Origin of the sequence: Hymenobacter swuensis DY53, from assembly GCF_000576555.1 — a bacterium.
GTDB classification, from domain to species: Bacteria; Bacteroidota; Bacteroidia; order Cytophagales; family Hymenobacteraceae; genus Hymenobacter; species Hymenobacter swuensis.
This window is the reverse complement of the sequence record NZ_CP007145.1, coordinates 4195196-4208287: the sequence shown is the minus strand read 5'-3', so window position 1 is coordinate 4208287 and position 13092 is coordinate 4195196. Positions and strand designations below refer to the sequence as shown.

Sequence of the window (13092 nt, the reverse complement as noted above, 5' to 3'; positions counted from 1 at the left end):
GTTTGTACCCAATGGCCACCAAACAGTCTGCTCCCGTGCGAAAGACCAAAGCCTCCTCTGCGCGTGCGGATGAGGCAAAACGCTTGGAAGTATTACATGCCTATCAAATTCTGGATACACCACCCGAATCGGTGTTTGATGACCTAGTCCGGCTGGCGGCGTTTATCTGTGATACGCCTATTTCGTTTGTTTCCCTTATCGATGAGCAACGACAGTGGCTGAAGGCTAAAGTGGGCTTGCCGGGCGTCTACAGTGCCCCCCGCGACCTTACCTTCTGTCAGTACACTATCCAGTCAAACGAGCTATATGAGGTAGAAGACGCCTCCATTGATCCGTTGTTTCGGGAGCATGCCATGGTAACGGGCGACCCTAAGATTCGTTTCTATGCTGGTTACCCGCTCATTACTGCTGAAGGCCAGGCCGTGGGTACCATCTGCGCCATTGATGTGGTTCCCCGCCAGCTAAGCGCGGCGCAACGGGAAGCATTGCGCATTCTGGGCCGGGAAGTGGTAGCCCATTTAGAGCTGCGCCGGGCGCGTATTCAGCTGGAAGAAGAAAAAACGAAGTTGGAAGGACTATTACGCATGACTAACGATGCTGCCGAGTCGCTGTATTTAAATGGTGGCCAGAATGAAATTTTCATCAAGCAGGACCACAAGCTGGTACGGGTAAAAACGACGGATATCCGTTACGTGGAAGCCTTGGGTGACTATGTGAATATTTACTCAGGCCGGGAGCGATACACGGTGTATAGCACTATGAAAGAGTTGGAGGCCAAGCTGCCGGCCCGGGAGTTTGCCCGGGTACACCGCAAATACATTGTGCGCCTCGACCGGATTATTGCCATCGAAAGCGACGCGGTAATTGTGGAGGCGGGACGTAGTGCAGAGTTGGCCACCAGCCTGCTCCCAGTTCCCATCGGTAACTCTTACAAGTCGGCTTTGCTGAGCCGTCTGAATCTTATCTAAAAGATCGTAGGAAAAGGCCGCGTCCGAATTTTTGTGCTTCACCGAGGGAAAAAAGCTATTCGGCGAATTTGCCGGCCTAAATACTAGGGCCTCCCGTATATTTCGAATGGTTATCGGGGATTGACTCCACTGTTGGCATCTGCCTTAGGTAGTCTGCTGCTTTGGGGGAGGGATTCTGGTAGCTAAGTTTGTTTTCATAGCTCAGAAAGACACCGTGCACTGTGCGGTGTTTTTTTTTGCCCCGAAGCCAGCCCGCCCGCACGGGCCTCACGCCATTACTTGCGGCCGAGCCAGTTCTCAGGATTCAGGTTGGAACTGTTATGCCACACCTGAAACTGCACCTCTGAAGTACCCTCCGCATCTGTGGAAACCGTACCGATGGTCTGGCGTGCCTGGATGGTCTGGCCTTCACTTACGCTTACGCTACGCAGCTTGGCATACACCGTGAAATAGTCGCCGTGCTGCACCATCACGATGGTGTTCATGCCGGGCACGCTGGCCACCGTGAGGACCTTGCCACTAAATACGGCCCGCACCGGCTCGCCGGCACTCGTCTGAATATCCACGCCCCGGTTTTCCACCACCACATTCTTCAATACTGGGTGGTTGTGCCTTCCGAAACGTTGGCTGATAAAGCCTTTGCCTACCGGCCAGGGTAACTGGCCCCGGTTCTCATGGAAGGAAGCCGCCAGTTCGGCCGTTTCAGGCGTCAGGGTTACCCGGTCTACCCGCTCGGCAGCCGCTTCGGCGGCGGCTTCCGCCGCTGCGGTGCCGGGTGTGCGCGAGGTGGCGGCCGGGCTCCGGCCGGGTGTAGCGGCAGCGGTGGAGCGCGCTGCATTGGCCGCTGCCCGGCGGGCCGCCGCCCGGGCGGCCCGGGCAATTTCCTCGCGGACGCGCAGAGCAATCAGGTTGTCGAGGCGGCCGATAGCCTGCTGCTTGGCTGCCAGTTCTTTGCGCAGGCTTTCTTCCTGCTGGGTAAGCTTGGTGACTACCTGATCCTGCTGGGTTTTGAGCGTGAGCAGGGTTTTCTTCTCTGAAATCTGGTTGTTGAGCAAGCTGCCTTTTTCCTCCTGCTTCTCTTTCAGGCCGACCAATTGCGTACTCAGACGTTGCTGGGTGTGGGTAATCTGGGCAGCCTGGGCCTGGCGTACTTCCGTGTATTGGCGGATGTAGCGCAGGCGCAGCATGAACTGGTTGAAGGATTCGGACGCAAACAGAAACATGAGCCGGTTGTAGCCGTTGGCTGTTTTGGAGCCGGCATAAATCAGGCGGGCATATTCGGCTTTCAGTTGCTCCAGGTTCTGGCGCGTTTTCTGGACCTGCGTCTCGGTTTGCCGCACATCGGTTTCGATATAGCGCAGCTCACTGCTGATATCCTTGATAACGCTTTGCTGCACCGTCAGCTTTTCCTTGAGGGCGTTGAGTTGTCCTACGGAGGCCTGTTTCTGCTGCTGCGTCTGGGCCAGAATACGGCTGGTTTCCCTGATGCGACGCAGTGTGGTCTGCCGCTCCCGTTCCAGCTGGGCTTTGGTTTTGCGCGTGCCGCTACGCTGTGCCCATGCCGGGTTGGCTGCCGCGCAGAGTAGCAGCAACCCCAGCAGGCCCAGTAGCCAGCTTTTACTTTTTGCGCGCATAGCCTTTCGGAACCGAGAAGGGAAATTGGAGCCGCTCTTTGTCTACATCTACTGACCGGTAGGTGAGTGTAACGGTGGTTGGCGGTGTAGTGCCTTCTTTTACCTGCACTTGGGTGGTATAGGCGAATTGCTGCGGGTTGCGCTCCAGCGTCCGGAAATCGGAATAGTCCACCGTCAGCTGGTTCTGGTTGGTTGGGGCCTGCACCTGCAGCTGCTGAATACGGCCGCCTTCCAGGTTCACGAACTGCTGCACCAACAGGCCGGCCTGTTCATAATTCACGCGCTGGGTAGGGCCTTCAGTAGTTACGGTCGGCTGGGTGGCGGCACTCAGCGGCGGCAGGTAGTTGCCCAGCAGCAGCGCCTGCAGCATATCGAAGTTAACAGGCACGTTCAGCCGCTGGCTCAGGTAGGCGAAGTCGCCGGCGTAATACTCCCGGTGCAGCTTATCCAGCACCTGTACCGAGTCGCGGGTGATATAAATCCGCCCACCTTCAATCCCGATAAGAGAAGCCGAAATCCAGATGACGCTGTCCTTGCGGATGCGTACGTTGATATTGCCGCTCTGGTCGCCGAACTGGGCTTTGCCTTTCGCGGCCAGAAAGCGGAAGTCCACGTTGGCAGCGCGCACGGCTTCGGGCATGGGCACGGAAGCGGCGGGCTTACGGCCGGGGAGCAGTTGGCGGGTACAGCTGCCCAGCAGCATTACGGCGCTCAGCAGCACCAGCACAAGGCGGTTACTCATATAGTTTTTTGTCTTTGATCTTGCGGTCAATGAGCGAAGAAGCTCCGCCCAGCTTTTTGGCGCGCTGCCATTCGGCTAGGGCTTTATCCGCTTCGCCCAGTTGAAACAGCACGTCGCCGTAGTGTTCCACCACAGTGGCATCAGTAGTGGTTTTCAGGGCCTTTTCGAACTGCTGACGGGCTCCGGCGTAATCCTTGAGCCGGTACAGTACCCAGCCATACGTGTCGAGGTAGGTGTCGTTATCCGGGTTCTGCTTTACCAGCTTACCCGCCATTTCTTTAGCCTTATCGAGCTTTTCGCCGCGCAAAGAAAGGTAATAGCTGTAGTTGTTGAGGGCCTGGGCGTTGTTGGCATCAAACGTCAGGGCCGCCTCATATGCCGCATCCGACTTGGCAAAGTCCTTTAGCTCGTGGTAAGTGTCACCTAACTGGGTGTCAAATTGGGCCAGTAATTCCGGATTATCGGTGGCGAGCTTGCGGCCGTATTCCAACGATTTTATGGCCTTGCCGGGCTGCTTCTTCAACTGGTAGCCTACCCCGTTGTAAAACCACAGGGGGGCTTGATTCGGGAAAAGCTCCAAGGCCTGCCCCGTGTGCGTGAGCAAAGAGTCTACTTGGTTCAGCTCGGCATCAATGAGCACTACCTGCTGCCAGATCTGGTAGCGCGAATTATCGAGCCGGATAGCCTGCAGGTAGTTGGCGCGCGCCGCCGCGCGGTTGCCCGTCACTGTCTGGATGTCGCCGGCAATGGAAAAAGCCTTGGCTTCTTTGGGGTGCACGCGGGTGGTAATGGCGGCCAGGTCCTGGGCCGTTTGGTTGAGGGCCGGGTTGGGCAGCTGCTTGATGTAGTCTACCAGAATGCGGACTTTGTTATCAATATCCAGCGTGGTGCTTTCAAACGCCAGCTTCAGCTGCCGCTCCGATTCCGGCGCGTTGCTTTGCTGCCGGTACACGTCGGCCAGAATCATGCGCGCACGCGGGTTGTCGGGGTCCTGCTTGAGGGCTTTTTCCGCCACCCGAATAGCATCAGGAAGCCGGTTGTTGGTGGCATACAGCTGCGCCTGTGCCAGCACGTAGCGCACTTCATCCGGGTTGGCAGTTATTAAGGCTTCCCCCTCCTGCAACGCCTTATCGAGGTTGTTCTGCTTAAGGTAAATCTGCTGCTTCTTGAACGACACCTCATCCAGCGGCCCGAATTTCTGCTCCGCCTGCTCAAACGCCGCCAACGCTTCGTTGAGCTTGCCCTGGGCCATATACAGATCGGCCAGATTGAAGAGGTAGTAATTGGAATTCGGGACGGCCTTGATGAGGGTGGTGTACACCTGGGCCGCTTCGTCGTACTGCTTCTGCGAGGCATAAATCTGGGCCAGCAACAGATAGTAGTAGGCGTTTTGCGGATCAAGCTTCACGGCTACCTGCGCGAAATTGGTGGCATCCTTGAGGTTGCCGCTCAACAGGTTGGTTTCGGCAATCTTGTAGTTGACGGCCGCGTTGGTGGGGTTAAGGGCATAGGCTTTCAGCAACCGCTCCAGGGCCTTGTTGTAATCTTCCAGCAGCAGAAACCGCACGCCGTCCACGAAGTACGCCTCGCTCATTTCCCGGTCTTTCTCCGAGAGGTTAGGCCGCTGACGGGCGGCAGCGTCCACGGCGGCGCGGCGGGCCAGTTCTTTGCGCTCCTTGCGGGTAAGCTTGCGCGGTTTGGCCGGCTTGGTTATTTCCTTAGCCGGCGTAGGGGGTGGGGCCGCTTGCTGGGCATACCCGGGCCCGGCCAGCAGCAGGCCCAGCAACAGCAGGGAAAACGCACGAAGTCGACTCATTGAAAATACTAGCGCGGACCCTGCGGCCCGCGAGTTGGAAACCAGGAAACCTAACCCCAACACGCCGGAACCCGACAAAGGTCCGCGCTACTGAAACGTCAGGCGACGCAAAAATATCACACGCGCAGCGTGTTGTAGTCGCCCACGCTCAAATCGTTAGGCTGACTGGCCACGGTGGCATGGCTGCCAATCATCGAATTGCTGATGTTGGCGTGCAATACCGAGGCCGACTGCTGCACAATGGAGTTGGAAACGACGGAATGGCGCACGTTGGTATGGTCGCCCAAGGAAACGTGCGGCCCCACCACCGAGTCGGTAATGATAACGCCCTCCCCGATATATACCGGCGGAATAAGTACGGAATTGGTGACTTTGGCGGATTCGGCCACCAGCTTCTCACCGCGCTCCTGCAGGTATTCCAGGTAGCGTTGGTTGGTGAAGACGGTAGCATCCTTATTGCCGCAGTCGAGCCACTCGGTTACCCGGCCGGGTACGAAGCTGGTACCCTTGTTCTTCATGTTTTCAAGGGCATTGGTGAGTTGGTACTCGCCTTTGTCTTTGATGTCGTTATCGAGCAGGTACTGCAACTCACTACGCAAATACTCACCGTCTTTGAAGTAGTAGATGCCGATGATGGCCAGATCCGATACAAACTCCTGTGGCTTCTCAACGAAGTCGGTAATCTGGCCCTGCTCGTTGAGCTTCACTACACCGAAGGGCTTGGGGTCATCCACGCGCTGCACCCAGATGGTGCCCTCAGCCGAGGAGTCGAGGATGAAATCGGCTTTGAACAGGGTGTCGGCAAAGGCAACAACCACTGGGCCATCCAGGGCCGACTGTGCGCACAAGATGGCGTGGGCCGTACCCAGCGGCTCATCCTGGTAATGAATGGTGCCTTTCGCGCCCACCGACTCGGCAATTTTGATCAGGCTTTGCTCTACTTCGCTACCGAAACGCCCGATGATAAAGGCCACTTCCTCCACCGGCTCACCGCATACCTTGGCAATATCTTCTACCAAACGCCGCACAATGGGCTTACCGGCAATGGGAATGAGGGGCTTGGGAACGGTAAGCGTGTGGGGGCGCATGCGCTTACCCATGCCAGCCATCGGGACGATAATTTTCATAAAATGGGAAGGTTGAGAGTTGACTGTTGAGTGGAAAGGCAGAGTGGAGAAAGAACAGCTGAAAATTGAGGCCGGAAAAGAGAAGACGAATACGATTCAACGTTCAGCCGATACACCCAGCTTTTCATTGTACGCCGGTGCTACCATAGCCGCCACTACCGCGCTGGGTGTCGGAAAGGACGGCAGCGGGTTGCCAGGTTACGGTTTCGTGGCGCGCTACTACCAGTTGCGCAATACGCTCTCCATCCTGTACTACGAACTCCTGATCCGACAGATTCACCAGAAGCACTTTCAGCTCCCCGCGGTAATCGGCGTCGATGGTACCAGGACTGTTGACTAGGCCAATCCCGTGCTTGAAGGCCAGCCCACTACGAGGCCGCACCTGCATTTCGTACCCGACTGGAATTTCCAGAAACAGGCCCGTCGGAATAAGGGCACGTTGCAGGGGCTTCAACGTAACCGACTCGGGGAGGTTGGCGCGCACATCCATTCCGGCCGCGTGGGCCGTCTGGTATTCCGGTAGCGGGTGCCTGGATTGGTTAATGACGGGAATCAGCATGAGAGAAAGGGCCACAGGCAGTTGCCGCTGGCAAAGGTAAAAAGATGTGCTTCCGGCGACGAGGAAATTTGCCGTTTGGCGAGGAAAATATGGATGATTCCGCTGGGAGTTATCTTGAAAAGTGAGCCAATCTAGCGGAATTTTACGGCTTCGTTTGGTGAAATACGCAAATCAGATGGTGCGCAGGCGGCGGCCTTCCACGGCGGCTACCAAGCCCACAAAGCCCAGTGTAAGCAGCGCGTGAAAGCCGTAGCGCGGCCAGCCTTCGGCTACCGGCACCAGCCAGCTCAGGGCCACTACCCCCACGGCCACGGCCAGCCACAGCAGCAAACGGGTCACGGGGTAGGGTACCGGAAAGTGCCGCTCACCCAGCCACCAGCACAAAGCTGCCATCATGAAGTAGCAGGCCAGCGTAGCCAGGGCCGAGCCCATGTAGCCCAGCACCGGAATCAGCAGGAAGTTGAGGGCCACGGTGAGGACCGCGCCGGCAAAGCCCAGGTAGGTGCCGTAATAGGTTTTGTCGGTGAGCTTAAACCACACCGAGAGGTTCCAATACACGCCCAAAAACAGGTTGGCCAGCAGCAGCACCGGCACCACGCGTAGCCCCTGCAGGTATTCGGGTCGTTGCAGGAATACTTTCGCTACCAGATCTACGTTCACGCTCACGCCCACAAACAGCATGGCGCAGCACAGCGTAAACCACTTGAGCACCAGGGCAAAGGTGCGGGGCGAGTTTTTATCGGTGCTCTGAGCGAAAAAGAACGGTTCGGCAGCATACCGGAAGGCTTGAATCACGAGGCTCATCAGAATGCTGATTTTATAGCAGGCGCCGTACACGCCCACCGCCGCCAGGTTACTTTGGCCGGGGTAGAATCCTTGGGGCAGCCAGCGGGGCAGCAGAATTCTGTCCAGCGTTTCGTTTACCATGCCGGCCAAGCCCATGAGCATAATAGGGTAGGCGTATTTCAACAAGGGCCGCAACGGCTCCAAGCGCAGGCGGAGGCGGATGTCCAGCAGTTCCCGGCCCAGCAGCAGCAGCGTAAAGCCCGAGGCCGCCAGATTCGATAGAAACACGTAGCCCACACCCACTGTGGGGTCATACACCATTTCCACCAAGGGCCGTAGCCCGCTTAGGTATTTACCGGCCAGCACATCGGGGCAGAGGACGATGAAAAACAGGTTCAGTCCTACGTTCAGCAGGATATTAGCCAACCGAATGGCGGCAAACTTACGGGCCTTGTTCTCCAGCCGCAGCCGGGCAAACGGAATGGCCGCCAGCGCATCCAGCCCCAGAATGGCCGCAATCCAGACGGCGTACCGCTCGTGGCCGGGGGGCAGGGCCAGCAGACTCATCAGGGGCCGGGCCAGTAGAGCCAGCCCCAGCGTAAGCACCGCACTGGAAATGAGCAGCAGCGTCATTACCCGGTTGTACAGGTCCTGCCGATCAGTGCCGGGACGGTTGGCAAAGCGGAAATAGGTGGTTTCCATGCCGTAGGTGAACAGCACGTTCAGAAACGACACGTAGGCGTACAGCCCCGTGACGATACCATACTGCGCCGCCGCAAACCGCCCCGTGTACACCGGTACCAGCAGCGTGTTCAGCACGCGACCCACAATGCTGCTCACGCCATAAATGGCCGTTTGCGAAGCCAGCCGTTTGGCAATACTCATGCAGGTTACTATAAGAATTGGGAAGTAAGAATTGAAAACTGGAAGGTTAAGAAATGAAATAACCAAGCCGGAAGCATCAGCGGATAAGACGCGGCACGTAGTGAGTTTTCATTCTTACTTCTCAATTTCTAATTCCCCCGAAACGTTGCCGGACGCTTCTCCAGGAAGGCCGTAGTGCCCTCTTTAAAGTCGGCGGAGGCGAAGCAGCGGGCAAAAGCGTCGGCCTCGGCCTGGTAACCGTCCCGGCTTTTGTCGAAGTAGGCATTCACCGCGTCTAGGCACAGCCCCACGGCAATAGGGGCTTTGGTGAGGATGCGCAGCAGCAACTGGCGCGTGAAAGTGAGCAGCTCGGCCTGAGGAACCATGTGGTTCACCAAACCCAGACGCAAGGCTTCATCAGCCTTAATCATGTCGGCCGTTAGCAGCAGCTCAATGGCTTTGCCTTTGCCGATAAGCTGGGTGAGCCGCTGAGTGCCGCCATAGCCGGGCACCAGGCCCAGGTTCACCTCGGGCTGGCCGAAGCGGGCATTTTCGGCGGCAATGCGCATGTGGCAGGCCATGGCCAACTCGCAGCCGCCGCCCAACGCAAAGCCATTAACGGCGGCAATAACCGGCTTAGGACTGCGCTCAATCAGGCTGAAGGCCTCCTGGCCCTGCAAGGCAGCCCGGCGGCCCGATACGTCGTCCAGTTTCGTCAGCTCGGCAATATCGGCCCCGGCCACAAACGACTTTTCGCCGCTGCCCGTCAGGATAATACCGCGCACCGTGGCATCATCGAGGCCCAGCTGTACGGCCGCCCGGATTTCCTCAATCGTAGCCGCATTAAGGGCATTCAGCTTGTCGGGACGGTTGATGGTGATGGTGAGCAAACCGGTTTCCGGTTCCGGCTGGTAAAGAAGATTGGTGAACGTGGTCATGGATGGTAGTGGCGTGGGATGGTAGTGGCGGCAAATATAGAATGAATTGGCGCGTACGACTGGCTAATACGGGTCGGCGTGTTTCGGCCGCAACTCAACAGGCAATGGAGCAGGTTAAGCGAAAACCGAGAATAGTTACTGGCCAGGAGCAGCACTTTTGCTGCCGTTAGCGAAATGCTGGCATCAGATGCGGAAATTTCTATATTTACCCGTCTGTACCTTTTCTCTCTCATTTTCAAACACTTCCAAAACATGGGTTTTGTCTCCGAATTCAAAGAGTTTATCTCCAAGGGTAACGTGCTCGATCTGGCAGTAGGCGTTATCATCGGCGGAGCTTTCGGCAAAATTGTCACGTCGCTCACGGATGACATCCTGATGCCTGTATTGACGCTCATGACAGGTGGCCTGGATTTTAAGGAATGGTATTTGGCCCTCGATGGGAATACCTATAACTCCCTAAAAGCTGCCCAGGACGCCAAAGCCGCTACTATTAACTACGGCCTGTTCCTTAATGCCGTAATCACCTTCCTGCTGATGGCCTTTGCTATTTTCTGGATTGTGAAACTGGCTAACCGCTTCAAAAAGCCCCAGGAAGTGGTGGTAACCGAGCCTGGCCCGACCAAGGACCAAGCCCTGCTGATAGAAATCCGGGACGCCTTGCGCAGCCGCGCGTAGTAGCCGCCACGCGTAGTTTTGGCCGGCTTCTGTTCAGTGCGCTGAATGGGAGCCGGCTTTCTTATGTCACCTTCACTGCCCATGCCTCCTTCCTATTTATTCCGCCTAAGCACGCTGGTGCTACTGGCCCTGCCCTTGGTGCGCGCCCATGCCCAGAATGATGCGCCCAACCGAGTTCCCACCCCTTTGCCGACTTACAAAATATCCGCCGAGGTAGATACCGTGCGCGGCTGGCGACGCGGCGGCGCCGGGACACTCAATTTCAGCCAGGTAAGTTTGCGCAACTGGGCTCCTGGCGGCCAAAGCTCGTTGTCGTTGCTGGCATCCGGCAATGTGTTTCTGCACTACCGGGGCCCGGAGCATACCTTCGACCTAGCCGGCAACTTCGTGTATGGGTTACTGAAGGCCGGAAAAAGCCGCCTGCGCAAAAACGACGACCGTTTGGAACTCAACGGCCGCTATGCCCGGCAGTTCACCGAAACGTTGTCGTATGCGGCCCAGGTGAACCTTAAAACCCAACTCACGCCTACCAAAGCCTTCGACAAGCCCGACTCTCTACTGTCGACGTTTTTTGCGCCCGCCTACATTCTGGCATCATTGGGCATTGAATACCGCCCCAATACCGATTTTTCGCTCCTACTCTCACCTGCCACAGGTAAGTTTACCGTAGTTGCTGATCAGGGCTTGGCTGATGCGGGTTCTTTTGGCGTACGCGGGGCCCGGCTTAATGCCGACGGCATGCCGATACCGGGTACCGGGGAACGGCTGCGTGAGGAGTTGGGGGCCTACCTCAATGCCCGCTACCGCCACGTACTGGGGCCTAACATCACCTATAATACCAAGCTCGAACTGTTCAGCAACTACTTCCACAATCCGCAGAATATCGATGTGAACTGGGAGAATCTGATTGACTTCAAAGTCAATAGGTTCGTCAGTGCCAGCGTCACCACGCTGCTGGTGTACGACGACGATATTCTGGTGCCGCTGGACCGTAATGAGGATGGTATTCCCGATGACCGGGGCCGTCGGATTCAGTTTAAGGAAACCTTGGGTATCGGCTTGACTTACAAGTTTTAGCTTAATTTGAACTACCTTTATCTGCTATCCGTTGAGCGCACAAATCAACCCCTTTACGGACTACGCACAACGAGTGCTTGCCTCTGGAATCTTGCTTTTTTTCCTCCTATGAAGAAGTTGCTTTCTGCTTTGGTCATTGCCGCTGCCGGCCTGCTGACTGCCTCTGTTGCCTCTGCCCAGAGCACAGCCACGGCCCGGGCCGATAACCCAAGCCAGCTGCAACGGGCAAATGAGGGAGGTCTGCGCAAAAACCGAAAAGCCTCGGCTACGGATATTACCCGCATGCAGCGCCGTATGAGCATGAACCCCGACGAAGTAAAGCGCGACCAGCAGATGGAAGTGCTTGAAGCTCGCTCCGGAATGGGTACGGCCAACACCAGCTTTGGCCGCTCGGCTGGCCCGGCCCGGCAGTTCGAAAAAGGCGTGGGTGGGTTTGCGGTGCGTAAGTTCAAAGACAACCGCATCGGCACAGCCCGGCAGAAGCGCGGCCAGACGCGGGCCGCCGGCTTTGTGGACCCCAAAGGCAAGCCGCTAAGCCACAAAAAGAAAAAGCACTTTCTGTTTTTCTAAGCACAGAGTAAGCAAAAGAAAAAAGCCCCGGCGCAACGCTCCGGGGCTTTTTGTTTCTTCGGCAGTACCAGGGCCACCGTTCGCCCCCGGCTTGGCCGAAGAAAGAAAGTATCGGTAACAAGCGTATAGATCAGTGGCGGGGGCGGGGCATGCTGGGCCAGATTTCCCGGCGGGCAGGCCGATTCGCCGCCGTCACTATGCGGAAGGTATCAGCTTTCATAAGTCGGCAGGCCTTGTGCAGTAGCGCAGCTGAACGGGAATCTGTGCTACGGATGGGTACCGCTGCCAGTTCCAGCTGCGCACTGCCAGAGTCCGGCAGATGAGTGCAGCCTGGCGCCGTCGTCAAAAGTGAGCATAACAGGTAAATGCGCATCTTCATGGCCCCGGGCTCAGCATGTGAAAATGAAAGGCAGCAGCCAGCTTGGCGAGCTTAGAACCGGGCTGTCAGCCCTAGTTTCAGGTAGCTCATATCGTAACCGGCTTCTGCAAACCCACCAATGTTGTCCGTCAGAAAATAACGGGCACCTATAAAAATTCCTGCTTCTGCATTGGCTCCGCCGTAAGAGTTGTCATAGCGGCCACCCAGGGCGTCCGAATAATACGTGTCTTTGTAACGTTCAATACGCACCCCCAGGCTTACCCCAGCGTAGGTATCCAGCTTGTTGTTCTGGAGCAGATCATAGTGATAGGTGCCGCGCACCAGCATAATTACGTTGTTCCATTGGGCCTTGTAGTCGGTGCCGGGATAGTCGTAATGGTACCCCTTGTACCCAATTAGTCCACCTATGCCAATTACGCCGGGACCTATCCCGTCAAGTATCCCTTTCTCGAGTGACAGACTCGCCGCTGGTGTCGATTTCAACGAGCCGCCAAAGCCATATCCATACCCTAAGCCCAAACCAATGCCCAGATTCACCATGGTAGTGCCCTTCCGGAAAAGACCAACTGCATTCTGTGTCTGCACAGAGGAGGTAGGAGCCGGTTGTGCTACCGGGGCTGCTGGAACCGGCTTGGCTGCAGGCTTAGCCGCCGGAGAAGGTCTAACCGATCCGACAGGTTTGACCACCGGCTTAGGAGCACCTGAACCGGCGGGTCTGGCGGTAGCGGTGACGGGCTTACTGGTGGGTTTAGGTTTGGTTTGAGCCCAAGCCGCTGGAGTTGCCAGGGTAGCTAGAGCAAGCAGCGCAGTAGTTGTTTTCACAGTAGTAGGGTAAAAGGGCCGGATATTACGGTTGAGTTACTGCCAAATGCAATAATTTATACAACCGATTCAAAACTACCACTTCTGCCTGCTGCCGTCAATAGCATAATGATGTGAATGGACAGTCCTACGCTG

12 protein-coding genes are annotated in these 13092 nt (G+C 56.7%); 4 read left to right on the top strand and 8 right to left on the bottom strand.

Translation table 11 applies throughout. From position 1 onward, the window contains the following. The first annotated feature begins 83 nt into the window (after positions 1–83). Positions 84–968: a GAF domain-containing DNA-binding protein gene (locus tag HSW_RS23145; protein WP_052346642.1), complete on the top strand. Its 885-nt coding sequence runs from the start codon at positions 84–86 to the stop codon at positions 966–968. Between the two features lie 275 nt (positions 969–1243). Here the strand turns inward: HSW_RS23145 and HSW_RS19445 are convergent, their stop codons facing one another. The 7 genes from HSW_RS19445 to HSW_RS19415 all read right to left on the bottom strand — a co-directional run bounded on the left by HSW_RS19445 (position 1244) and on the right by HSW_RS19415 (position 9434). Next, positions 1244–2602, bottom strand: a complete 1359-nt coding sequence (locus HSW_RS19445; RefSeq protein WP_044003376.1) for a murein hydrolase activator EnvC family protein — start codon at positions 2600–2602, stop codon at positions 1244–1246. After that, positions 2586–3344, bottom strand: coding sequence for a DUF4292 domain-containing protein (locus HSW_RS19440; protein WP_044003374.1), 759 nt, complete (start codon positions 3342–3344; stop codon positions 2586–2588). The genes HSW_RS19445 and HSW_RS19440 overlap by 17 nt, the downstream gene beginning before the upstream one ends. Next, positions 3337–5160 carry a tetratricopeptide repeat protein gene (locus HSW_RS19435; RefSeq protein ID WP_081768502.1) on the bottom strand — a complete coding sequence of 608 codons (1824 nt, stop codon included), beginning with the start codon at positions 5158–5160 and terminating at the stop codon, positions 3337–3339. Before HSW_RS19435 ends, HSW_RS19440 begins: the two co-directional genes overlap by 8 nt. A gap of 116 nt (positions 5161–5276) precedes the next feature. Next, complete coding sequence (locus HSW_RS19430) at positions 5277–6287, bottom strand: sugar phosphate nucleotidyltransferase (protein ID WP_044003373.1); 1011 nt, start codon at positions 6285–6287, stop codon at positions 5277–5279. 124 nt (positions 6288–6411) lie between these two features. Next, a complete protein-coding gene (dut, locus tag HSW_RS19425; RefSeq protein ID WP_044003371.1) occupies positions 6412–6846 on the bottom strand; it encodes a dUTP diphosphatase in 435 nt (144 codons plus the stop codon). Positions 6847–7017: 171 nt separating this feature from the next. After that, on the bottom strand, positions 7018–8517 hold the full coding sequence (locus tag HSW_RS19420; protein ID WP_044003370.1) for a polysaccharide biosynthesis C-terminal domain-containing protein: 1500 nt from the start codon (positions 8515–8517) through the stop codon (positions 7018–7020). 128 nt (positions 8518–8645) lie between these two features. Further along, positions 8646–9434 (bottom strand): enoyl-CoA hydratase/isomerase family protein, encoded by a 789-nt coding sequence (locus tag HSW_RS19415; RefSeq protein WP_044003368.1) that lies wholly within the window; start codon positions 9432–9434, stop codon positions 8646–8648. Positions 9435–9686: 252 nt separating this feature from the next. Here HSW_RS19415 and mscL point away from each other — a divergent pair, with 252 nt between their 5' ends. From mscL to HSW_RS19400, 3 genes are all read left to right on the top strand, one after another. After that, positions 9687–10109 carry a large conductance mechanosensitive channel protein MscL gene (mscL, locus tag HSW_RS19410; protein ID WP_044005174.1) on the top strand — a complete coding sequence of 141 codons (423 nt, stop codon included), beginning with the start codon at positions 9687–9689 and terminating at the stop codon, positions 10107–10109. A gap of 81 nt (positions 10110–10190) precedes the next feature. After that, positions 10191–11186: a DUF3078 domain-containing protein gene (locus HSW_RS19405; protein ID WP_081768501.1), complete on the top strand. Its 996-nt coding sequence runs from the start codon at positions 10191–10193 to the stop codon at positions 11184–11186. Between the two features lie 108 nt (positions 11187–11294). Then, positions 11295–11756, top strand: a complete 462-nt coding sequence (locus tag HSW_RS19400) for a hypothetical protein (RefSeq protein WP_044003366.1) — start codon at positions 11295–11297, stop codon at positions 11754–11756. Between the two features lie 430 nt (positions 11757–12186). On the opposite strand, the gene HSW_RS25005 is transcribed toward HSW_RS19400, so the two are convergent. Continuing rightward, entirely contained in the window at positions 12187–12957 is a 771-nt protein-coding gene (locus HSW_RS25005; RefSeq protein WP_155833063.1) for a hypothetical protein, read from the bottom strand. Between the last annotated feature and the right edge of the window lie 135 nt (positions 12958–13092).